Genomic DNA, 24,858 nt, shown 5'->3' on the forward strand with positions numbered 1-24,858 from the left:
TGCCTTCGGCCAGACTTTTCGCTGTATCTTTTTTTGTCACCGAACTGGGATAAAAAACATTCCGATAACAAAAAAAAGGATGCCGATTCTCCAGAATCTTCGGGACTAACGCCGTTTTCCCAAATTGATAAATCCGTATATTTGGGAACCAAAACCTTTTCCATGAAGTTTTCGCTTTCCCTCGCCTTCCTTTTCACATTCCCGGCCATGTTCGCCCAGCAGCCATCACAATTCGTAAACCCTTTAATCGGTACCGGAGGCCATGGACACACTTTCCCCGGCGCAACATTACCATTCGGCATGGTACAGCTATCACCGGACACCAGAATCGACGGAAGCTGGGACGGTTGTTCCGGATATCATTATTCAGATAACGTGATTTACGGCTTTTCACATACCCACCTCAACGGTACCGGCGTGTCTGATTTCGGCGACATCATGCTGATGCCCACAATGGGAGAACCGTCACTGGTTAATACAGCATATTCATCCGCTTTTTCTCACAATACCGAGAAAACTTCAGCAGGATTTTATGCCGTAAAACTCGAAAAAGACAATATCGATGTCGCGTTAACCACCACCAACAGGGTTGGTTTACACCAATACACATTCAATAAAGACGGACAGGCAAACATTATCCTCGATTTAAACCATCGCGATAAGCTGCTGATGGGCGAAGTGCGTGTTATCAATAAAAAGACCATTGAAGTGTTGAGAAGAAGCGAAGTGTGGGCCCGCGATCAGTATGTTTACGCACGCATCGAATTCAGCAAACCGATGAAAATCACCAAAGTCAATAACAATGCGTTTGCACCAGCCAAAACCACGGATAAATTTTTCGCAGGCAGCTTATTGGCGCTGAGTTTCTCCAAAGAGGTAAAAAAAGGAGACAAAATTTTAATCAAAGTATCAATTTCACCTACGGGCTACGAAGGTGCTGAAAAAAACATGTCGGAGCTCAAAGGCTGGGATTTTGAGAAAACAAAAAAAAGCGCCGAAACCACCTGGAACAAAGAACTATCAAAAATCGAAGTAACTTCCGGCGATAAAAATAAGAAAACAATCTTCTATACAGCATTGTATCATACGATGGTGCAGCCGAACATTGCGCAGGACGTAGACGGCAAATACCGTGGCCGTGATAACGAAATCCACACCGCCGTTGGTTTTGATTATTATTCGGTATTCTCGCTTTGGGACACGTTCCGTGCAGCGCATCCGTTGTACACATTAATTGAAAAGAAACGCACCGCCGACTTCATCAATACGTTCATCAAACAGTATGAGCAAGGCGGCAGATTGCCTGTCTGGGAACTGGCGTCTAATGAGACTGATTGCATGATTGGCTATCATTCTGTTTCGGTAATTGCCGATGCGATGGTCAAAGGAATTTCAGGATTTGATTACGAAAAAGCCTTTGAGGCCGCAAAGCACAGTGCGATGCTAAACCACCTTGGTTTAGATGCCTACAAAAAAAATGGTTTTATCGCGATTGACGATGAACATGAAAGCGTCTCCAAAACACTCGAATATGCTTACGACGATTGGTGTATCGCACAAATGGCGCTGATCCTGAACAAGCCAAAAGACTACAGCTATTTTGAAAAACGCTCGCAAAACTGGAAAAATATTTTTGACAATAAAACCGGGTTTATGCGGCCAAAGAAAAACGGCGGCTGGGAAACCCCTTTTGACCCACGCGAAGTGAGTAACAATTTCACCGAAGGCAATTCCTGGCAATACTCCTTTTTCGTGCCGCAAAACATCTGGGGCATAATCCGCGCCTACGGTGGCGCTGATAAATTTGAAGCCAAACTTGACGAAATGTTTGCCGCGCCTTCCGCAACGACCGGGCGCGAGCAGGTGGATATCACAGGATTAATCGGTCAATATGCGCATGGTAACGAGCCAAGCCATCATATGGCCTACTTGTACAATTACGTCGGAAAACCGGAAAAGACGGCAAAAAAAGTAGACTTTATCCTCAATAATTTCTACAAAAACGCGCCTGATGGACTGATTGGCAATGAAGACTGCGGCCAGATGAGCGCATGGTATGTTTTAAGTTCAATGGGTATTTACGCGGTCTCGCCGGGATACCCGAAATGGAGTGTTACGGAACCAAATTTCGAAATCATAAAAGTAAATTTCGAAGACGGTACATCAGCAAGTATTTCAAAACACTTGGGAATCAGTTACATGGAAACATTTGGCATTTTAGACGCCAAAAGAGATCTTGGTAAAGGCGCTGCATCGGTAATAAACATCACACCGGTTCCTGTTTTTAATGCAAAAGCAAAGACATTTTCTGATAAAATGCAGGTTGGCATCAATGCTAACGATGGGGAAGACAAGGTCTTTTACAATATCCAAAACGCGAAAACCAATAATTCCGCTTTCAAACCCTTTATAGGACCGTTCGACATCGAGGAAAGCAGTACGGTGAGCGCTTACACCATAAGAAAAGGCGTTTCCAGCGACACGATTTCAGCACAATACTTTAAAAAACCGAACAATTACACCGTAAACATTATCTCCAAATACAACAGCCAGTACAATGCCGGCGGACCTGACGGACTAATCGATCGTGTATTCGGCAATGAAAACTGGCGCAAAGGCGACTGGCAGGGTTATCAATCTCAGGATTTCGAGGCGGTTATAGATCTGCAGGGCAAAAGAAGGGTTTCTGAAGTTTCAGCAAATTTCCTCCAGGATTCCCGTTCATGGATTTTGATGCCGGTTAAAGTAGACTTTTATACCTCTGACGACAACATCAATTTTACGCTGGTAAAAACGATTGACAATACACTCGATCCCAAAATCTCAGAAACAAAAATTATAGATTTTAAAAGCGCCATTGCTCCCGCGATTACACGCTATATTAAGGTTAAGGCATATAATTATGGCCCGCTTCCAGAATGGCATCAGGGTTATGGCGGGGATGCTTTTATTTTCGTGGATGAGATTACTGTAAAATAGTCAAAAGTCGAAAGTCAAAAGTCGAAAGTCGAAAGTCGAAAGAAATAGAAAATGGAGTCTGTATCATGAAAATAGCTTTAATGCAATCATCATTGGCCTGGGAAAATGCTGAAACCAACAGGAAGCATTTCGAAGAACAAATCAGTGGGATTAATGAAGATATAGATTTAATCGTTCTTCCTGAAATGTTTACAACGGGTTTTTCCATGAAACCTCGGGACATTTCAGAAACCATGGATGGTGAAACGGTCCATTGGATGAAAGATTTGGCAAAAGCTAAAGACGCCGCAATTACGGGAAGCGTGATCATCACTGAAGAGGGCCATTTTTACAACCGTTTGCTCTTTGTTTTGCCTTCCGGAGAAATCTACACCTATGACAAGAGGCATTTGTTTTCGCTCGTTGGTGAAGACCGGATATATACGAAAGGGGCTAACCGCTTAATCATTGACTACAGGGGATTTAAAATTTGCCCATTGATATGTTATGACCTTCGCTTTCCTGTTTTTTCAAGAAATACCGACCATTTTGATCTGTTGCTGTATGTGGCCAATTGGCCGAAACCGCGTATGGCAGCGTGGGACATTTTACTTCAGGCACGTGCCATCGAAAATATGTGCTATACTATTGGCGTAAACCGCGTCGGCGAAGATAATAACGGCCTCGAATACGCGGGCCATTCTCAGGCATTTGATTTTCTTGGAAATTCCTTAACAACCATCTCTGAAAAAGAAACGGTCCTGATTGCGACATTGGAAAAAGGACAGATGCTGGAAGTACGCAGCAAACTACCATTTCTCAACGATCGGGATGATTTCATTATTTTATAATTACCCTCCCAAATCGACATCCTCGTTGACGTCCCAGTTAGACCGTACCTCTAACGGCGTACCAAAATAAATAACGTCTTCAGGCTGTGTCTTCTCAAGAAAGTTTCCCGGATCCCATTGCCTGTTTTTATTGGCATCATAAATGACCCGCAACACAAATTTATTGGGCTCCAGCCCGAGGAATTCAACTGTAGAGGCACTTTCTGAATATTCTTCAGCAAGCACTTTTCCTATTTCGTCCGTAAGTTGCACCATCACGGGGAACTGCTTGACATTTTTGAGGTTAATGATCAGGTTCCCATATTCAGACGACTGCTTTGTAGACAAACGGTAATCCAGCGAGTCGTTTGCCTTATCGAACAAATCAGTCAAAGCACCCGGCAATACGGATATTGCATACTTTTGTTCGGGTTCCCTGTTAAAACGAAATTTCAGCTGCTGCAGAAATGCGTCGTATTCAGTTTTAAATGGCACTGCCTTGTTATTCAGATCAAGCACGGTAATTCTTGTAGTGTCAATCTTAACCAGGGGCGTTACCGATTTAAGGCTAAATTCCTGTCTCGGATGAATGGTCCCATTTATAGACGGGCTGATACTGAGCGAGTCCGTTTTCTGGCTTTTCAGTTTCACAAAAAAATCCTTTGCAAAATTGTCTTTTACTACGCTCACCGCAATCGAATCCGCTTTTACCGGTTTAAACCAAACCTGAACCGAGTCTTTGTCGGGCATTTGAGTCACAATAGACGGTAGCATTTCGTCGCCGTTTTTTAATGTGGCTTTAATATTCCTTGGATCCCCCTCATAGCCCATGATTAAACGGCCGCCGGCTGCCTGTGTCGGCTTTAGTGCTTTAAATGACGGAATTTGTTTGGATAATTTCAGTGCGTAACGCTGCGCTGTGGGAATGGTAATGGGTTCACTGTAAAAACCCAACTTGTCTTTTTTAGGGTCGAACTTATAATTTGCTACAACATCCTTTAACGCTACAAGCAGGTACTTCCCTGCTTTAATATTTTCAATCCTGAACGTGGAAAGGCTGTCTAAGGTATTGGTGACGTATCTCGGCTTTTCTTTATAAATAATCGAATCGTTGTATTCCTCATCCATTTCATACAACATCACATTTACAAAATTATCCGTTTTGGTTTCGAGAGCGTCCTGGATCGTCCCCTCAATCTTTAACGAATCAATGTAACTCCCGGTAGAAAACACATATTTAAACTGCGACACGGGATTCCCTTCGTTGTTGTCCTGAATGCTCTGCCCGAAATTCAGGCTGTAAGTGGTATTTTCTTTTAACGTATCTGTCAGGCGGATCGAAATGAATTTACTGGCTACGGTAGGTGTAATGTCAGGCGTGCTGGCCATCGGAGGCGAAACGACAAGCTGTTTGTTCACATCCTTTAATTTCACGTACTCGTCAAAATACAATTTTATCGTTTTGCCTTTAAAATTGACCGAACCATTCCTTGGCTCGCTCAGTTGCAGTACCGGTGCAATCGTGTCCTTGGCGCCTCCTGTAATCGTGCCCCGCTTCGCGCAACCCACAATCGCTAAACCCAGTAGTAAAAACAATAAAGGAAATCTCTTTTTCAACGCATATAATTTAACTGTCACAAAATAACGATTATATTTAGTGTTGGCGAAATGTTTTAAGAAAATTATGGCTGGTCAGGAATGGGTAATTGCCATCGTAACAATACTTAATTTCGCGCCCGGGATTTTCAGGATCGCCCTCCCGCAGGCTTCGAGCGTAGCGCCGGTTGTGAGCACATCGTCGATCAACAGGAAGTGCCTATTGTGGTGGTGTTCCGTATCAATGACGTCAAAAACATGTTCAGTGTTATAAGCGCGTTGCACCAGATTCTTCTTCGACTGCGTTTCAGAATATACTTTTCGGATCAAAATACCGCTATCGTAATCTACCTGCAGCTTTTGGGCCAACGCCTTTCCAAAAGTTGTCACCTGATTAAACCCGCGCTGTCGCATTCTCTTCTTATGTAATGGTACGGGCACAATCAGGTCAATTTGGGCATTACGTAAAACGGACTTTAAGTCTTCACCATACCAAAGACCGATCACTGTCCCGATTTCCTCATGACCGCGGTACTTTAGGCTATGGATCATTTCCTGTACAATTCCCTTTTTATGAAAATATAAAAATGACGAGGCATGCTCCAAAGGAAGGCGCCCATAAAATTTCTTCACCACTTCATTTTCCGGGTTATTGTAAAATTCTGTGAGTGGCAGTTCATGGCGGCAAACCGTACAAATCACATATTCGTGCTGCAACAGCAGACTTTTGCAACCGCAGCATACCTTAGGAAATAGGAGATTAATGAGAAGTTTAAACATCGTCGGGAATTTTGCTGTTAAAAATAATGAAGCCCAAAACTTCATTTTACGTATAATCCGTAATTTTTCTTAAATAAATTATTGGAAACCCAACCCTTAAATCAAAAGCCAAAGATTAACCTCATTTTTATTCCCGTTGCTTTATTATTAAGAAAAACTGCTATTTTTGCACCACTATGGCAAAACAGGAAGATTTATTTAAGAATGTGGTTTCGCACGCAAAGGAGTACGGTTTTATTTTTCCGTCCAGCGAAATCTACGATGGTTTGAGCGCAGTATATGATTACGCGCAAAACGGTGTCGAACTGAAGAAAAACATCCGCGAATATTGGTGGAAATCAATGGTACAGATGCATGAGAATATCGTAGGCCTTGATGCCGCAATCCTGATGCACCCCACTACCTGGAAAGCTTCCGGACACGTCGATGCCTTTAACGACCCGTTGATTGACAACAAGGATTCTAAGAAAAGATACCGTGCCGATGTCCTTATAGAGGATTACGCCGAAAAACTGAACCAAAAAGCTGAAAAGGAAATCGAAAAAGCGGCCGCCCGTTTTGGCGCATCTTTTGACCGGGAACAATATACCACGACCAATCCACGTGTGATGGAATACCTGGCGAAAAACAGGGAAATCCTTGAACGGATGGGCCGCTCCTTAGGTTCCGGCGACCTCGAAGATGTAAAAAATCTGATTGAAGAGCTCGAAATCGCAGACCCAGAAACCGGTTCCCGCAACTGGACTGATGTAAAGCAATTCAACCTAATGTTTGGGACGAAGTTAGGCGCTTCCGCAGAAAACGCTATGGACTTATACCTGCGCCCGGAGACGGCACAGGGAATTTTCGTAAACTTCCTGAACGTACAGAAGTCCGGCCGTATGAAGATTCCGTTTGGGATTGCACAAACCGGAAAAGCGTTCCGTAACGAGATCGTTGCGCGGCAGTTTATCTTCCGCATGCGCGAATTCGAACAAATGGAAATGCAGTTCTTCGTAAAGCCCGGAGAGGAAATGAAATGGTACGAATATTGGAAAGAAACCCGTTTAAACTGGCATTTATCGCTTGGTTTGGGCAAACAAAACTACCGTTTCCACGACCATGAAAAACTCGCGCATTATGCCAATGCCGCTGCCGATATCGAATTTAACTTCCCGTTCGGATTCAAGGAATTGGAAGGCATTCATTCCAGGACCGACTTTGATTTAAAAGCCCACGAAGAATTTTCAGGCAAGAAAATGCAGTATTTCGATACCGAGGAAAATAAGAATTATACGCCATACGTGGTGGAAACCTCCGTAGGTCTTGACCGTATGTTCTTAGCGGTGTTCTCCAATTCCTTAAAAGAAGAAACTTTAGAAGATGGCTCCGTAAGGACCGTATTGCAATTGCCATCCGTATTGGCACCGACAAAAGCAGCCGTATTGCCGTTGGTGAAAAAAGACGGGCTGCCTGAAATTGCACGCAACATCATCGAAGAACTGAAATGGGACTTCAATATGGCCTATGATGAAAAAGATGCTGTTGGGCGTCGTTACAGAAGACAGGATGCTTTAGGCACACCGTTTTGTATCACTGTTGATCACCAGACACTGGAAGACAAGACCGTAACCATACGCCACCGCGACAGCATGAAACAGGACCGTGTGGCCATTTCGGAATTGAAATCCATCATTGAAAATGAAGTTTCGATGAAAAACTGGTTATTGAAAATGAAATAATTCATTTATTTTAATAATATTTGGGCCATGAGAATTGGCCCTTTTTTATGTCTTGTCCTTTCGGTTTTTGGCTTTTGCCAAATGGCCGCACAGGATTTGCCTATAGACACCACTGACACGGGCTATCGCACCGAGCTGGAAACGCTTTTCCTAAAACGCACTGCCGCTACCAAAGCCGTACTGTCCAAAATCGACAACCGGCAGGTACGCCGCGAGGTCCTTGAAAGCTATACGGAACACGCGGGAGAATTCCTGGAACTGATCCAAAAAGGCGTCTTTATTCGGGATAAGAAATATTCAGGCCTACTGGAAAACATCCTCGAAAAAATAAAACACGCCAATCCCGACCAGCATTTTGACGACATGAAACTCCTGATTGCCGCCAGCAACAATTCGAATGCCTATAACATCGGTAACGACTTTGTCGTGTTCAATCTGCCCATCATCTTTGATATTGTCAATGAATATGAACTCGCTTTTATCCTAAGTCATGAAATGGCACACCAAAAACTGAACCATGTCCTGCAATCCTTGGTCCGCAGCAAGGAAATCAGCAATTCTGACGAAGTAAAATCCAGGACCAGGGCGATCGCACGGCAGAAGTACAACCAAGGAAAACAGGCATCCGAACTCTACAAGCAAATCATTTACGGCAGCCGCGAAGAAAGCCGTAAAAAGGAGGTACAGGCCGATTCACTGGGCTATATATTCTTTAGCAAAACGTATCCTGATTACAGGTACCAGGCCGTAAAAACGCTCGAAGTCTTAAAGAATATCGACACCCCAAAAGATTCATTGTTGTTGGCCGATTACCAGGAAATTTTTGCAAAACACCAGTTAACCTTCAAACCGGAATGGATTGCCGATGGTGAAAACCACTACAGCTACCAAAAGGACAAGTCATGGAACGTTGACTCGTTACGCACCCATCCCAACTGCGATCAACGCATCGTTTTCCTGAAGGAACGCTTTAAAATTAACGACAGCGATGTGAAGGATGTCAGCCCGGCAACTTTCCAAGACCTGAAAAAAGACAGCGCCAGCGAGTATATCTTCGCACTGTATTTTATCGAGGAATATGGCGAATCGCTTTACAACACATTATTATCCCTGAAAAAAAATCCCGATGATGCGTTCCTGAAAAAAATGCTGCACGATAATTTGTTGAAGATCAGCATCGCCCGAAATAATTTCACCGCCAACAAATATGTCAGGACCGAAGATCCCGAGTATTCAGACAGTTACAACCGCTTCCTGCGATTCGTCGGAAACCTTAGAAAAAGCGAACTAAACCAAATTATAGAAACATTTAAACAACCATGATGAGAAAATTACTATTGCTTTTATTTTTCGTAACAAGCGTGACGGTTTCGGCACAGACCACAAAACTAAGCGCACTTTCCAGCGCCGATTTCCTGAGTTCAAAAATCGTCTATGACGACAACGGCAACGATGTCTACGGCTATTTCCTGCTCTATCAAAAAGACAAAAAAAGCAAGGGTAATTTTGAGCTCGAATATGTATTGCTTGATAAGAACCTGAATAAAATGGCATCCGGAACGTTTGCGCAGCAGCGCGCCACCTCCATGTTCGTCGATTTTACGACGGAACTGCTGTACGTGAAAAAACTCGGCGACAAGATTTACTTCAGCCTTGGTGATGTCATGAAGGGTTATGAGGACATTTACGATATGTTCGGGTTGTACGGCTTAAGAACATTGGACCTCAAGGATTTCAAGGTTTCTGAAGTCACGTATATGCGTAATTTCGCGCCTGCTTACGGCGATATTACCAAAATGAAACGAAAGGAAATGGACGAATTTCAATACATGAAGCCGACGCAGAACAACGGATTTGTCGTATTTGAAGAATCGGTAATGGACATTTCCATGCGCGTCTTTATGGGTAAAAGAAATGCCAGGAACATCCGGAAATTCCGCTTTTACGACATGGACCTGAAGGAGAAATGGAGTTATGAATACAAGGAAACCGGTGACAAGTCCTTTTATGAATACAACTATTTCGGGGGTGAAGGCAATGACATGGTGTTTTTCAAGGAATTTTATGAGAAAGCGAGCGACCGCCACAGCGACATTTCGTATGAATTCTTTGATGTACAGAGCGGAAAAAAGAAATTTGAAATCCGTGTAAACGATACACAAAACCTGCTGCGCGTCAGGAGGATACTGTTTGAGGAAAACAAGGTGATCGTTTTTGCTGCAACGAACGATTTCAACAACAAGGATAACTTTGCAGCGGACAAGATTACGGGCTACGCTAAAATCACTTACGACCGCGCTACAGGAAAAGAGTTGGGCAGGAGCTATTTCAAATGGGAGCAACTGGCTGACAAACTGGAAATCGATGCCTACGGAAAGATTAAGTCTTATGGTTTCATCCACTTCCTGGACTACAAACGCACGACGGACGGCAAAACGATCGTCATCGGCGAAGGCTTTTCGGTTAAGGGTGGTTCTGAAATCCGCGACCTGTTTACGTTTGTTTTTGACGACAACATGAAATTGGTCGATTACCAGGTTATCAACAAACTTAAAAACGGGGTACCGGCAATCGGTTACGGAACGTACCTGCAGTCCATCGGAGCATTTGATTATATGTATTCGCAAAAGCTTCCCGGCGATGGCTATGTCTTTTATTATGCCGACAATGAAAAGAAATCAAAGAAAAATCCGTCATGGGTACTGGGGATTGTGACGTATGTCGATGGGGCTTTCAGCACCCAGAAGGTGACACTGACCACCCAAAAAGGCCAAATCTATCCGCTAAAGGCCAAAAACGGTTACATCTTACTGCGCGAAGACACCGATAAGGATTCGGAATTGCGCCTTGAGAAAATCAACTACTAAAAAGACGCCGCCACTCCAATGAAAAAAATCGTAATGCTATATCTATTGGCGGTAAATGTCTGCTCCTTTGCACAAACTGCAAAGCTTAGTGCGCTTTCTAACAACAAATTCCTTGCGTCAGAAATTGTCTATGATGAAAATGGCGATGATGTTTATGGCTATTTCCTGCTGTATGACGCGGGCGATGAAAGCAAGGGGATGTACCGATATGAATATGTATTGCTGGATAAAAACCTGAACAAGATGGCATCGGGGGACTTTTTGCAGGAAAGGGTTGATTCGATTTCCATCATGGCCGACTATGTGACCACTAAACCCCTGTACGTGATGAAGAGGGGCGAATTCTTGTATTTTAACTTTCCCGACACCATCAAGGGCGATGAGATCATGTATTCCTTAAGGACCCTTTCCCTGAAAGATTTCAAGGTTTCCGAACCGACATACATCAGGAACAATTCCCGGGTCCAGCAAAACGTCGGGCGATTTAAACGGAAGGACATGGAAGAATTTCAATACCTCGTCCCTACAAAAAATGGCGGCTTTTTAGTTTATGACGAAACGCTCATGGACGCTTCTATGCGTATTTTCATGGGTAGGGGTGCTGCCAAAACCGTAAAGTGCTTCCGTTTTTTCGATGTGGATTTAAAGGAAAAATGGCGGTTCGAATATGATCATTCCGATGAAAATACCTACTACGATTATTACTACCTCAACGGAGGTGGAAACGACATGGTCTTCGTAAAATCGCAATTCCAAAAATCCGGAAATAAACGTAAGACACATGAATATGAAGTTATTGATGCACAAACCGGCATTAAAAAATTCAGCTTAAGCTCATCCGACCCACAAAACCTGTTGCGCTTCAAGAAATGGATCTTTGAGGACGATAAAATCGTTATTTATGCTGCCATCACCAACTTGAATGACAAAGATGTCTTTTTGGATAAGGAAGTAATGGGATATGTTAAAATCATGTTTGACAGGAAAACTGGAAAGGAACTCGGAAGGGATTATTTCAGGTGGACGGATCTCTCTGATAAGTTCCCCATCGATGCGTTCGGTAAAATTAAAGACTATGGCTTCATACAGTTTTTAGACTTTAACCGCACAACGGACGGAAAAACGATTGTTATCGGAGAAGGATATTCAAAAGAGCGCAACTCCATAATCAAGGACTTATTCGTTTTTGTATTTGACGACCAAATGAAAGTAGTGGACTACCACAAGGTTGAAAAACACCAAAACGACGGACCGATCAGTGCGCATGGCGGATACCTTCAGCAAATCGGTGCATTCGACTACATGTACTCCCAAACGCTACCCGGCGGCGGTTCTGTGTTCTATTATACGGATAACGAAAACAAATCGGTTCGTAAACCGTCGTGGGTTTTAGGCGTCATCACCTATTCCGAAAATAAGTTTGATTTTCAAAAAGTTACCTTAACCACCCAAAAAGGCCAAATCTATCCGCTAAAGGCCAAAAACGGTTACATCTTACTCCGCGAAGACACCGATAAAGATTCGGAGTTGCGGCTTGAGAAAATCAACTACTGATTGTCGTTTCAAAACAATAAAAGGCTTTCCGATTGGGAGGCCTTTTTAATACTATGGCTTCCCGATCTCTGCAGTAACATGTCAATTCAGCACTTAAAACTGAAACTTTAACAAAATATCCGGATTTCCCGTATTGAAGACATTTCGCTATTTCGTAGGGACCGCAATGTCCCCTTCCCTGAAGGCAAAGTACAATTTCCGCCCGACATATCTTTACGCGAAATCCATACTTTTTCTTAAATTAAGATGAGAGGCTATGCCACTTATGACTACAGGATAATAGCAGACCATAGAAAACGAACCAACCGGAAAGCGCTTGTAGTTAAACCTTAATCTGAAGTCACTGCTTTCCCCACGGAAGTGCAACCTGCCGACACGGAAGCATTCGACTTTGACACGGAAGCATTTGTCGGGCAGACGGAAGCATTTGTCGGGCAGACGGAAGCATTTATATTTCACACGGAAGCATTCATCAGGGCATGTTTATGGCTTCCCACCCGAAAAAAACCTTTTCCTTCAGCACGTTGCCCCTAACCGAAGTATTTTCACAAACGGATTACTTTTGGCTTTGGCCCTTTGGCGTTCCTCCAGCGGATAAAAACTGCCCGCTCAACGCATCATAGACCAGTAGCAGGTCATTTGAATGCCCCTCGTCATCGAAAAATTTTTCCCACGTGCTTAAGGGCTCCCAGATGCAGGTGCCCTTGCCCCTGCCGTTGGCTACTTCAAATCCAATTTTGTTAACCTCACGCTTCAATTGGGAATATTCCACCACAATCAGATCTTTGTTGTAACACGCCGCCAGGTCATTCATATTGTCGCGCAAATCGTCCAGCGTCCCGTGCCATTTGGGGTAATAAGACAGTCCAATCACGTCAAAACGCGCGCCGCGCTTCAGCATTCCGTCCAGATACTCCACACATTCATGGTTTTGTCCGCCCAGCGCGAGGTGCAGCATCACCGGGGTTTTCGGGTCTACCGATTTTACCGCAGCGGTACCGGCCTTGAACAACTGTGCCATGCCATCCGGGTTGTTTACATTGCCATCCGGCCAGACGAGCCCGTGGTTAATTTCGTTGCCCACCTGCACCATATCGGGTAAGGTACCCTGTGCTTTTAATTCCGTAAGAACCCGAACGGTGTAGTCATACAACGCCTTCTTTAGCGCTTCGAAAGACAGGTTTTCCCACGCCTCCGGCTTGTACTGCTTGCCCGGATCAGCCCAATAGTCGCTGTAATGGAAGTCCAGCAACAGTTTCATACCAGCAGCTTTCACACGCTTGGCCATGGCTTTGGTATTTTCAAGATCGCAAAAACCCTTCCCAGGTGAATAGCCCTTCGCGGTAGCGGGATTGTTGAAAATCCTAAGGCGGACATAATTCATTCCGTGGTCTTTCAGGATCTGTATCGCATCCTTTTCTACCCCTTTATCCGAAAATTTCATGCCGCGCGCTTCGAGCTCCGGAAGGAAAGAAATGTCTGCGCCTATCATTTTGTCAATAGTAACCGCGTTCAAGGCAGCGCCTTTCAGCTCATACTTTTGATCCACCGTAACCACGGCCGCTTTTTGCGGAAGAACCGTCACAATGTCTGTCGACCCGGTGTATAAGCCTGCCGCTTTTGCGTCAAAATGGATCAGCCCCTCTGTTTTCCCCGACTGTACGATGACCTGGCATTTGCCGTTGAATAGGGAACGCTGCCAGGCGCCGTCCGGACATTGGTCCGGCTCATGGCTGCTCGGGTCGCCATTACCTACCCCAATGATCTTCGCATCGCCGGTTAGGTAAAACCGGATCATATTGTCGGCATCAGGCACTTCGCGGCCTTCCCGGTCTACTGCCGAGATATTAATCACGGTAACGTCTTTTCCGTCGGCCATCATCGTCGTTTTATAAGGTGTCATCACCACTTCCACCGCGGATCCGGTGGTCTCGACGGAAGCGGTGAGTTTTTTGCCTTTTTTATACGCGACAGCTTCCAGTTTTCCAGGCTGGTACTGTACCGTCCAGTTCAGGTGCCCATTGCGGGGCATGTCCTTTTTGCCAAGGGTCTTGCCATTCAGGAACAATTCGACGTTGTCGGCATTGGAGTTCACCCAAACTTCCACATCGTCATTCGGTTTGTCCCAATGCCGCTTGTCCGGCCAGTTCCAATGCGGGGAAATGTGCAGTACATCTTTATCGGTCCACCAGCTTTGGTAGTAGTAATAGATGTTTTTTGGAAAACCACAGACGTCCATGACCCCGAAATGTGAGTTCACATTCGGCCATTTATATGGGGTCGGTTCCCCGCGGTAATCCAGGCCTGTCCAGATAAAACCCCCGAGCCAATAGTCGTTTTCGGCGGCGAGTTTCCACCAGTCTTCCGCCTTACTGGCCCACCATGGCGCCGTAATGTCCTGGTCCGGGACATACGCACGGATGGTGTCTTTTTCATAAATGCCTCTCGTGGTCACGGTGCTGCCCATCTCTGTCCCCAGCAACGGTTGGTCAGGATGGTCTTTGTGGTAGGCGGCCACATCAAACTGCCGGTAGTTGAATCCGCGCACGGGAATTACCTCGTTGACGCCTTTAAAGACATTCGGGAGGTCAGCGGCATAAGTACTGGTCCGTGTCGGGTCATATTGTTTTTGTTGTGCCAATAGCGTCTGGGCAATTTTCCGCCCTGTATCATTGGCCTGTATCATCCCTTCCTCATTGCCGATGCTCCAAAGAAATACAGAAGCGTGATTGCGGTCTCGTTTTAACAGTCTGGTGAACTGGTCCCTTGATTCCTTGCCGCTGTTCAGCAAACGCTGCTCATCGAGGACCAGCATCCCCAGTGAGTCGCAGGCGTCAAGCAGTTCCGGCGTCGGGGCATTGTGGCTTGTGCGGTACGCATTGCTGCCCATGTTTTTCAACAGGTTGATGCGGTAGTATTGCAGGTAATCCGCCAGTGCACTGCCCACACCGGCATGATCCTGATGGTTGTTCGTGCCCTTGATCTTCACGTTTTTCCAGTTCAGGAAGACGCCCTCTTTGCGGATTTCAATATGGCGGAAGCCAAATTTCACCGTCTTGGAGTCCGTTGCTTTCCCGTTTTGGGTAACTTCAACCACCACGCGGTACAGGTAGGGATTTTCCAGTGACCAAAGTATGGGTTGGGGCACGTTAATGGTTTGTGTAATGGTCATTTCACCATTCACGTCCAGCGTAAAGTTTTCAGGCTTTGAGCGGCCAACGACTTTGCCGTTTCGGTCTTTTAAATAGGCCGTTACCGCGGCGGTGGAAGCCGTGAAATTTTCGTTGATCACTTCCGTACGGACGGTTAAGGTTGATTTTCCCGGTGTCACATCTGCGGAAGCGAAAACGCCATCGTTCTTGATATGCAGGTTTTTAAAACTGTTCAGCCATACGTGGCGGTAAATGCCGGCGCCCTCATAAAACCAGCCTTCGTATTGTGTGGCATCGACCCGCACGGTAACGACATTGTCGCCGTCAAAGTTCAGGACATCGGTAATGTCATAGTGTTCGCCTACGTAGCCGCTTTTGTTGTTGCCCAGGTAAAATCCGTTGACCCAAATGTTCGCATCGCGGAAAATCCCATCGAACTGCAGTTCAAACCGCTGCCCGTCCTGAGGCTTTGCCACCGTAAAATGCTTGCGGTACCACCCGATACTGGTTTCGGGAAACAATCCGCCGACGGGCTTGTACCCGTGCGACTGTACATCAAAGTTGTCTACATTGACAAATGGAAGGTGGACCGCCCAATCGTGCGGCAGGTCTACTTTTGCCCATGCCGTATCGATAAACTTCGGATCGATTGCGGTGCCGGCGCCCTTTCCTGACTTGGAAAAGACCGTGGCGATGGAATAATTAAAATCTTTTTCGGCATTCGCAGCATGTCCAAAATGGAACTTCCACCCCTCGTCAAAATTGAGGTGGGTGCGCTGGGAAACGGAGCTTATGGAAAAGCAAAGGCAAAGGGATAAAATAAAGTACCGCATTGGAAATCGTTTGGTTTTGGGTAAAGGTAACGATTTCGAATGCGGCTGTTTTTAGATACCGACCAGTTTTAGAACGGATTAGAACCGGTAGCCAAGGTTTAAGTCACCCCGGAAAATGGCGTCGGGCATGGCATCCGAGTTGCCCAGTGTGCGCCCTACTCCTACCAAAACCTCAAAAACGAAACCGGTACGGTTGATCCATTTTTTGCCAAGGGAAAGCCCCAGCGCAGCGGCGTTATATTTCACTGAATTGCTGTCGTAGTAGTCATTCGTCGTGTTCCGGCCTGAACTGTATTTGGCAAAGCCTTCCACGAAAAAACCTTTGGCGCCAAACTCCTTCGTCTCCTGGAAATAGAAACGCGCAAATGGCGTTACCGAAAAATCTTCATAATAGTCGTTGCCGGAATCAAGGTTTCCGAGCAGCGAAACCCCATAGGTAAAATCCTTGCTTTGGATGTATTCATACGTCCCTTCAAAAATAGGTCCGGCAAGCAGTTTGATCGCACCGATCTTCACTTCATGCTTTCGGGAAAAAATGTCTGCCCTTTCTTCCTGTGCATAGGAGATACAAGTAGCGAGTAAAAACAGCGTAATAATCTTTTTCATAGGTAATGGTTTTCTTTTTTTGAGATAAACGTACACTTTTATTTTAAATTGTCAGTGCGTGCAATCGGGAAACATATTTCCCGATGACGTCAAACTCAAGGTTTACCCTGGTTCCGATTTGGAAGTCCTTAAAATTGGTATGTTCATAGGTGTACGGGATAATCGCCACGCTAAAGCTGCTGTGGTGCGAGTTGACTACGGTGAGGCTTACGCCGTTTACCGTGATGGATCCTTTTTCAATGGTGATGTTGTGTAGCGCGGGATCGTATTCAAACGTATAATACCAACTACCATTAGCATTTTCGACGGCGGTGCAGGTCGCGGTTTGGTCTACGTGCCCCTGGACGATATGTCCGTCGAGTCGGTCGCCGAGTTTCATCGCGCGTTCGAGGTTCACGGCATCACCTTCCTTCCAGTCGGTCAGGTTTGTTTTATCGAGCGTCTCGCGGATGGCAGTTACGGTGTATTCATCGTTGTTGATTCCGACAACCGTCAGGCAGACGCCGTTGTGTGAAACACTTTGGTCAATCTTCAGTTCATGGGTGATCGGTGCGGAAACGGTGATGTGGAGGTTGTCATTTTCTTTTTTCAGTTCGCGGATGACGCCTATTGATTCAATAATTCCTGTAAACATTTGTAGTTTATTTTACTTAGATTTGCAGTTCAAAATTAGCGATAAATACCATGAAAAAAGCAGAAAATATCATCGTCGGCATTTCCATCGGGGACCTGAACGGAATCGGGAGCGAAATTGTGCTCAAGACTTTCGAGGACAGCCGCATGCTGGAAATGTGTACACCAGTGATATTTGCTAACGTAAAGACGCTATCGCATTTGCGCAAAAGTTTTGAATCGACCGCGCCTTTTCACGGCATTGACAAACTCGAACAGGTATTGACGGGAAAAATCAATGTGCTGAATGTGTGGCGTGAAAACATCGAACTGGCCTATGGCGTGAATGATCCTGTTGTCGGGGAATATGCGATAAAGTCGTTTGTCGCTGCCACGAATGCGTTAAAAGATGGCGGAATCGATGTTTTGGTCACCGCACCTATAAATAAGTATAACATCCAGTCTGAAGAATTTAAATTTCCCGGACATACCGATTATCTGGCCAAAGAACTGGAGGGCAATGCCCTGATGCTGATGGTGCATGACAAACTTCGGGTTGGATTGCTGACAGACCATGTTCCGGTCAACGAAGTGGCGTCACATTTGACCGAGGCGCTGATCAGGCAGAAAATCGAAACCGTAAGGCAGTCGTTAATCCAGGATTTCAGCATCAACAAACCAAAGATTGCGGTTTTGGGGCTGAATCCGCATGCGGGCGACGGCGGTGTCATCGGGAAGGAAGACGAAATGATTATCCGTCCGGTGATTAAAAGAATGTTTGAAAAAGGGACGATGGTTTTCGGTCCGTATCCTGCCGATGGATTCTTTGGCAGCGGGCAATACGAGAAGTTTGACGCGGTGATTGCCGCGTATCACGACCAGGGACTGGTGCCTTTCAAGACGCTTTCGTTTGGTAACGGGGTAAACTATACGGCGGGATTGAACAAAATCCGGACGTCTCCCGACCACGGCACCGCTTATGATATCGCCGGGAAAGACAAAGCCGACTTTAATTCGTTTAAGGAAGCCGTTTATCTGGCCATTGACATTTATAACGCGCGGCACCAATACGCGGAAATCAGTAAAAAACCGCTGAAAACAAAGGAAAAGCACTTATAAACAAAAAAATGTTTATAACCCTTTTGTTATTACGATAAATTTATATCTTTGCACACCCGTTTTGAATTTCAGGATTGGGTCAAATTGAGGTTACGATGAAAAAGCTGAATGAGTTCTTGATTCCTTTTATAGGATTAAAGTTAGGAAAACACCAATTTGAATATCAAATAGATAAAACGTTCTTTGCCGCTTATGAATATGATGACTTTGAAAGCTGCGACATTAAGGTAAATGTGGTGCTGGAAAAGAAAAGTACGATGCTTGAGCTGAATTTTAAGCACAAGGGTACGGTGCATGTTCCCTGTGACCTGACGGGCGAAATGTTTGATTTGACCGTAAAAGGAAAATTGAGGCTTGTGGTGCAGTTTGGGGAGGAATTCAACAATGACAATGAAGAGTTGCTGATCCTACCGCACGGAGAACACCAGATTGACATTTCGCAATACATTTATGAAATGATTGTATTGTCGATTCCGCTGAAAAGGGTGCACCCAGGCATTAAAGATGGCACATTGCAATCAGAAGCATTGGACAAGCTCAGGGAATTGAGCGTCAAGGAAATGAAGAAGGCAGAAGAAATAAAAGAAGAAAATACAGATCCCCGATGGGACAAATTAAAGCAACTATTAACGGATAAATAATATAGTAAAATGGCACATCCTAAAAGAAAAATCTCCAAAACAAGAAGAGATAAGAGAAGAACTCACTACAAAGCAACCGTTGCAACAATCGCTACATGTCCTGTAACAGGAGAAGCACATTTATACCACAGGGCTTACTGGCATGAAGGGAAAATGTATTACAGAGGACAGGTTGTTATTGACAAATCAGTTGCTGCTGCCTAATAATTTTTCGGTATAAAAGATACGAACTCTCACCTGGTGAGAGTTTTTTTGTTGGGCCAAATTTTACAAATAGCCTTGGCAACAGCATCAGGTTATGAATTTTTTTTGTAATTTCCACCTCTTTTAAAACTTCTGTTTTTGAAAGAAAATAATTGAATCCTATGAACACAATAACAGCCGCGATTACAGCAGTTGGGGGCTATGTCCCGGATTTTGTACTGTCTAATAAAGTACTGGAAACCATGGTTGATACCAACGACGAGTGGATCACTTCCAGGACCGGTATTAAAGAAAGAAGGCTGCTGAAAGGAGAAGGCCTTGGCACTTCTTATCTCGCTATAAAAGCGGCAGAGAACCTTTTCTCCAGAAAAAATATTAATCCGGCGGAGATTGACATGGTGATTGTTGCCACCACCACTGCCGATATGCCTGTGGCTTCTACCGCAGTATATGTTGCCACACAAATTGGTGCCGTAAACGCTTTCGCTTATGATTTGCAGGCGGCATGTTCCGGTTTTTTATACGGAATGTCAACCGCTGCGGCGTATATCCAGTCCGGACGTTATAAAAAAGTACTGCTGATTGGTGCCGATAAAATGTCATCGATTATTGATTATACAGACAGGGCCACCTGCATCATCTTTGGGGATGGCGCAGGTGCCGTTTTGTTTGAGCCAAACCATGAAGGCCTTGGATTGCAGGATGAATACCTGAGATCAGACGGAATCGGAAGGGAATTCCTTAAGATTGATGCGGGCGGGTCTATCCTCCCTCCATCAAAAGAAACAGTCGAGAACAGGCAGCATTATGTTTTCCAGGATGGAAAAACGGTATTTAAGTATGCGGTTTCCGGCATGGCTGATGTCAGTGAGAAAATTATGGAACGCAATGGATTGTCCAAAGACGACGTGGATTTCCTTGTAGCGCACCAGGCGAATAAACGGATTATTGATGCGACGGCCTCAAGAATGGGTGTCGATGAAGAAAAGGTTTTGGTCAACATTCACCGCTACGGCAACACGACTTCAGGTACGCTGCCATTGCTGCTGAGTGATTTCGAAGACCGGTTTAAAAAGGGCGATAACCTGATATTTGCCGCGTTCGGCGGTGGATTTACTTGGGGATCGATTTACCTAAAATGGGCATATTAAAACAAACGATAAACTAAAACGACTAATATTATGGATTTAAAAGAAATTCAAAGCCTGATTAAATTTGTGGCCAATTCAGGAGTTGCTGAAGTGAAGCTGGAAATGGATGATGTGAAAATCACAATCAGGACGACTTTGGAAGGCAATGCACATGAAACCACTTATGTTCAGATGCCTGCACAAAACATGCTGCAACAAGCTGCACCGCAACAACCGTTGCCACAAGCTCCCGCTGCCGCTCCGGCTCCTGCCGCTGCTGCTCCAGTTGCAGACGAATCTTCAAAATATATTACAATCAAGTCGCCAATCATCGGTACTTTCTACAGAAAACCCGCTCCGGATAAACCTATGTTTGTAGAAGTGGGTTCGTCTATTAAAAAAGGAGATGTGCTTTGCGTCATCGAGGCGATGAAACTTTTCAACGAAATCGAATCGGAAGTTTCAGGTAAAATCGTAAAAATACTGGTAGACGATATGTCGCCCGTTGAATTCGACCAACCTTTATTCTTAGTAGATCCATCTTAATAATTAAGAATTAAAAATTATAAATTACGATTAAAGGTGTAATGCCGTCAATTGTAATAATTTGAAATTTAAAATTCCTAATTTAAAATTTATAAAGATGTTTAAAAAAATACTAATAGCAAATCGTGGTGAGATTGCACTTCGTGTCATCAGGACCTGCAGGGAAATGGGTATCAAGACGGTAGCCGTATATTCTACTGCCGATGCAGAGAGCCTTCACGTTAAGTTTGCTGATGAAGCGGTCTGTATCGGGCCTCCTCCAAGCAATTTGTCTTACCTTAAAATGTCCAATATTATCGCTGCGGCAGAAATCACCAATGCTGATGCGATCCATCCAGGCTATGGCTTCCTTTCAGAGAATGCCAAATTCTCGAAAATCTGTCAGGAGCACGGTATAAAGTTCATCGGGGCCTCTCCTGAAATGATTGACCGTATGGGTGATAAGGCTTCCGCCAAATCGACTATGATTGCCGCTGGAGTGCCTTGTGTACCCGGTTCAGTCGGGATTTTGGAATCGTATGAGCAGGCTTTGCAACTGGCTAAGGAATTCGGTTTTCCAGTCATGCTAAAGGCTACCGCCGGAGGTGGTGGAAAAGGAATGCGTGCGGTTTGGAAAGAAGAAGATTTGTTGAAAGCCTGGGAAAGTGCGCGTCAGGAATCTGCTGCGGCTTTCGGGAATGATGGCATGTACCTTGAAAAACTGATTGAAGAGCCAAGGCATATTGAGATTCAGGTTGTCGGTGATTCTTATGGAAAAGCCTGCCACCTATCGGAAAGGGATTGTTCTGTCCAAAGAAGGCACCAAAAGCTGACGGAAGAAACACCATCGCCGTTTATGACCGATGAACTTCGTCTCAAAATGGGTGAAGCGGCTGTAAAAGCGGCAGAATATATTAAATATGAAGGTGCCGGAACGGTAGAATTCCTTGTGGACAAACACCGCAACTTCTATTTCATGGAAATGAATACGCGTATCCAGGTAGAGCACCCAATTACCGAGCAGGTGATTGATTATGACCTGATCCGTGAGCAGATCTTAGTAGCTGCTGGTGTGCCGATTTCTGGTAAAAACTATTTACCGCAACTGCACGCCATAGAATGCCGCATCAATGCGGAAGATCCTTACAACGATTTCCGTCCTTCTCCGGGTAAGATTACGACCTTACACACGCCTGGAGGACACGGTGTCCGTTTGGACACGCATGTGTATTCCGGCTATTCTATCCCACCGAACTATGATTCGATGATCGCGAAGTTAATCACGACGGCGCAAACACGCCAGGAAGCCATCAATAAGATGAAAAGGGCGCTGGATGAATTCGTAATTGAAGGCATCAAGACGACAATCCCGTTCCACAGGCAGTTGATGGATGATCCAAGATATGTCGCCGGAGATTATACAACGGCGTTTATGGATACTTTTAAAATGAACGATCCAGAATAAATAAGAAACCCGCTGTAAGGCGGGTTTTTTTATCGATTCCATTTGTGGATTATTGTATGATTATTGAACTCTTCGGCTAAATCGCTACTGGCCTGAGGGATGGAAGCGGCATCCTTTTTTGAGGCACCCTTCGGCCTCGCTCAGGGTGACAACACCGGCGGTCCGGGCGGCGAAAAAAAGATATAGCGGACAGCCCGACGCTGTTGCACTAGCGATTTATTTTTAGAGAGATCGTTCCGCAACAGGGGCGCGCCCACATTAAAAGCATTCGGTGGACAGTAGCAGTTGGCAGTAAAGAAGTCGTCATTACCGTACAAACTGCCTACTGAGACTGAGACTGCCTACTAACTTAAAGCGTCTCTTTTAACCACTTATAAAATTCCCGCTGCCATACCATGCCGTTTTGCGGCTTTAACACCCAGTGGTTTTCTTCAGGCAAATACAAGAAACGGCTTTTGATGCCACGAAGCTGTGCTGCCTGGAATGCTTCCTGCGCCTGGCCGATGGGCACCCGGAAATCCTTACCGCCCTGAATGATCAGAATCGGCTTGTTCCAATTTTGGACAAAATTGGCCGGATTGAATTCGTTGTAGGTTTTTTGCGCTACGGCATTGTCTTTTTCCCAATACGCACCGCCGAAATCCCAGTTGTTGAAGAACACTTCCTCAGTCGTGCCGAACATACTTTGGGTATTGAATACGCCGTCGTGCGCGATAAACGTCTTGAAACGGTTGTTGTGGATGCCCGCAAGGTAAAACACAGAGTAACCGCCGTAGCTCGCGCCTACGCAGCCCAAACGGGACTTGTCAACGTATGGTTCTTTAGCGACATCGTCAATCGCAGCAAGATAGTCTTTCATCACCTGGCCACCCCAGTCTTTGGAGATTTGCTCATTCCATTCCACACCATGTCCGGGCATGCCGCGGCGGTTTGGCGCGACAACTACATATCCATTGGCGGCCATGAGCTGAAAATTCCAGCGGAACGAATAAAATTGCGTCAATGCAGATTGTGGGCCGCCCTGGCAATACAACAGTGTTGGGTATTTTTTAGACGGATCGAAGTTCGGCGGGAGGATCACCCAAACCAACATTTTTTTGCCATCGGTGGTGGTGACGTATCGTTTTTCCGTTTTGCTTAGGGAGAGTTTCGAATAGACCGCGTCGTTAACATGCGTCAGTTGTTTCCAGGTTTTCTTCTTCAGGTCAAACGAAAAAATATCTGCAGCATGGTTCATGTCTGTCCTCGTCAGGATGATGTTGTCGCCGGAGAACCCAACCAAACCTGACACGTCGAAGTTGCCATCGGTTACTTGGTTTACGGTGATTGCGATTTTCGTCAGTCCCGGAAAATTGACTTCGAACAATTGTAATGTGCCATCAATTGGCGCCTGGAAATACACTTTTTTCCCATCGGGGCTCCAAAGAAAGCTCTCGACAGTACCATCCCAATTCGCAGTAAGGTTTATTTTCATGCCTTTAAAATCGACGATGATGTCGTTCTTATCGGCTTCATAACCATCGCGTTTCATCTGCAGCCAGCTAAGACTGCCTGAAGGTGAGAATTGCGGTGCAACATCATAGCCTAAATTGCCTTCGGTACGGTTGATTGTTTTGCCTGTGGCGAGATTGTATTCGTAGATGTCCGTATTGGTTGAAACGGCGTAGGCTGTTCCCGATTTCTTCTTGCAGACATACAATATGCTCTTGCCATCCGGCGCCCAGATGTAGTCTTCGTCTCCGCCAAAAGGCTTTTGCGGGGAATCGAACAATTCGTCCTTCATGATGTCGTAGCCTCCAGCTTCTGCTATTTTGGTTTCCTTATAAAAGACATGGTTGTATTTGCCTTCATTCCAGGTATCCCAATGGCGGTAATCGAGGCCGTCGTAAATCTGTACATCCGATTTTTCGAGTTCAGGATAGAAGTCCTTGCCGTGAACGTTTTGCAGTTTCACTTCTTCGCTGTAGATCATATGTTTTTTATCGGACGAAATGTTCTTGTCGTTTAAAAGTGATTTGTAATCTGTAACTTCTACAGCCGGGCCGCCCGAAACGGGAATACTGTAATATTTCGAATTGGATTTATTTTCTTCGACAGATGGGTACGATACTTTGTATATGATGCTTTTGGCGTCCATTGAAATACCGAGTGGCGTCACCCTTCCCAGTTTCCAAAGGGTTTCCGGTGTCATGACGGATTGTGCAGCGGCAGTTGCGCTCATGATGATCAGCGTTAAGAATAAGATTTTTTTCATTTTGAAGTTGT

18 protein-coding genes are annotated in these 24,858 nt (G+C 45.1%); 12 read left to right on the top strand and 6 right to left on the bottom strand.

The annotated features are described in order from the left end of the window. Positions 1 to 162: 162 nt before the first annotated feature. Positions 163 to 2,979, top strand: a complete 2,817-nt coding sequence (locus CFE23_RS11995; RefSeq protein WP_291088337.1) for a GH92 family glycosyl hydrolase — start codon at positions 163 to 165, stop codon at positions 2,977 to 2,979. Positions 2,980 to 3,044: 65 nt separating this feature from the next. Beyond that, a complete protein-coding gene (locus tag CFE23_RS12000; protein WP_291088338.1) occupies positions 3,045 to 3,809 on the top strand; it encodes an amidohydrolase in 765 nt (254 codons plus the stop codon). Here CFE23_RS12000 and CFE23_RS12005 read toward each other — a convergent pair whose 3' ends face one another. Next, a complete protein-coding gene (locus tag CFE23_RS12005; RefSeq protein WP_291088339.1) occupies positions 3,810 to 5,405 on the bottom strand; it encodes an Ig-like domain-containing protein in 1,596 nt (531 codons plus the stop codon). It lies immediately after the preceding gene. A 75-nt stretch (positions 5,406 to 5,480) separates the two neighbouring features. After that, positions 5,481 to 6,164 carry a phosphoribosyltransferase family protein gene (locus tag CFE23_RS12010; protein ID WP_291088340.1) on the bottom strand — a complete coding sequence of 228 codons (684 nt, stop codon included), beginning with the start codon at positions 6,162 to 6,164 and terminating at the stop codon, positions 5,481 to 5,483. 176 nt (positions 6,165 to 6,340) lie between these two features. Here CFE23_RS12010 and CFE23_RS12015 point away from each other — a divergent pair, with 176 nt between their 5' ends. From CFE23_RS12015 to CFE23_RS12030, 4 genes are read left to right on the top strand one after another with little or no spacing between them, the layout of a single operon-like run. Next, positions 6,341 to 7,885 (top strand): glycine--tRNA ligase, encoded by a 1,545-nt coding sequence (locus CFE23_RS12015; protein ID WP_291088341.1) that lies wholly within the window; start codon positions 6,341 to 6,343, stop codon positions 7,883 to 7,885. A 27-nt stretch (positions 7,886 to 7,912) separates the two neighbouring features. Beyond that, positions 7,913 to 9,208, top strand: coding sequence for a M48 family metalloprotease (locus tag CFE23_RS12020; protein WP_291088342.1), 1,296 nt, complete (start codon positions 7,913 to 7,915; stop codon positions 9,206 to 9,208). Next, complete coding sequence (locus CFE23_RS12025) at positions 9,205 to 10,752, top strand: DUF6770 family protein (protein WP_291088343.1); 1,548 nt, start codon at positions 9,205 to 9,207, stop codon at positions 10,750 to 10,752. Before CFE23_RS12020 ends, CFE23_RS12025 begins: the two co-directional genes overlap by 4 nt. An 18-nt stretch (positions 10,753 to 10,770) precedes the next feature. Next, a complete protein-coding gene (locus tag CFE23_RS12030; protein WP_291088344.1) occupies positions 10,771 to 12,306 on the top strand; it encodes a DUF6770 family protein in 1,536 nt (511 codons plus the stop codon). A 556-nt stretch (positions 12,307 to 12,862) separates the two neighbouring features. Here the strand turns inward: CFE23_RS12030 and galA are convergent. From galA to CFE23_RS12045, 3 genes are all read right to left on the bottom strand, one after another. Then, on the bottom strand, positions 12,863 to 16,291 hold the full coding sequence (galA, locus tag CFE23_RS12035) for a beta-galactosidase GalA (RefSeq protein ID WP_291088345.1): 3,429 nt from the start codon (positions 16,289 to 16,291) through the stop codon (positions 12,863 to 12,865). A 78-nt stretch (positions 16,292 to 16,369) separates the two neighbouring features. After that, the gene (locus CFE23_RS12040; protein WP_291088346.1) at positions 16,370 to 16,897 is read right to left on the bottom strand and encodes a hypothetical protein; all 528 of its coding nucleotides are present in this window, start codon (positions 16,895 to 16,897) and stop codon (positions 16,370 to 16,372) included. A 43-nt stretch (positions 16,898 to 16,940) separates the two neighbouring features. Beyond that, entirely contained in the window at positions 16,941 to 17,531 is a 591-nt protein-coding gene (locus CFE23_RS12045) for a riboflavin synthase (protein WP_291088347.1), read from the bottom strand. Positions 17,532 to 17,581: 50 nt separating this feature from the next. Between CFE23_RS12045 and pdxA the strand changes: the two genes are divergently transcribed. From pdxA to accC, 6 genes are all read left to right on the top strand, one after another. Then, entirely contained in the window at positions 17,582 to 18,628 is a 1,047-nt protein-coding gene (pdxA, locus tag CFE23_RS12050) for a 4-hydroxythreonine-4-phosphate dehydrogenase PdxA (protein ID WP_291088348.1), read from the top strand. A 95-nt stretch (positions 18,629 to 18,723) separates the two neighbouring features. Further along, entirely contained in the window at positions 18,724 to 19,269 is a 546-nt protein-coding gene (locus tag CFE23_RS12055; RefSeq protein WP_291088349.1) for a DUF177 domain-containing protein, read from the top strand. A gap of 9 nt (positions 19,270 to 19,278) precedes the next feature. Beyond that, positions 19,279 to 19,473, top strand: a complete 195-nt coding sequence (gene rpmF / locus CFE23_RS12060) for a 50S ribosomal protein L32 (RefSeq protein WP_108902930.1) — start codon at positions 19,279 to 19,281, stop codon at positions 19,471 to 19,473. A gap of 161 nt (positions 19,474 to 19,634) precedes the next feature. After that, positions 19,635 to 20,624, top strand: a complete 990-nt coding sequence (locus CFE23_RS12065) for a beta-ketoacyl-ACP synthase III (protein WP_291088350.1) — start codon at positions 19,635 to 19,637, stop codon at positions 20,622 to 20,624. Between the two features lie 30 nt (positions 20,625 to 20,654). After that, positions 20,655 to 21,149, top strand: a complete 495-nt coding sequence (gene accB, locus CFE23_RS12070) for an acetyl-CoA carboxylase biotin carboxyl carrier protein (protein WP_291088352.1) — start codon at positions 20,655 to 20,657, stop codon at positions 21,147 to 21,149. A 97-nt stretch (positions 21,150 to 21,246) separates the two neighbouring features. Then, a complete protein-coding gene (gene accC, locus CFE23_RS12075) occupies positions 21,247 to 22,593 on the top strand; it encodes an acetyl-CoA carboxylase biotin carboxylase subunit (RefSeq protein WP_291088354.1) in 1,347 nt (448 codons plus the stop codon). Positions 22,594 to 22,942: 349 nt separating this feature from the next. Here the strand turns inward: accC and CFE23_RS12080 are convergent, their stop codons facing one another. Continuing rightward, positions 22,943 to 24,847, bottom strand: a complete 1,905-nt coding sequence (locus CFE23_RS12080; protein ID WP_291088356.1) for a S9 family peptidase — start codon at positions 24,845 to 24,847, stop codon at positions 22,943 to 22,945. Positions 24,848 to 24,858 lie beyond the last annotated feature (11 nt).

Origin of the sequence: Flavobacterium sp. BFFFF1, from assembly GCF_002256285.1 — a bacterium.
GTDB lineage: Bacteria > Bacteroidota > Bacteroidia > Flavobacteriales > Flavobacteriaceae > Flavobacterium.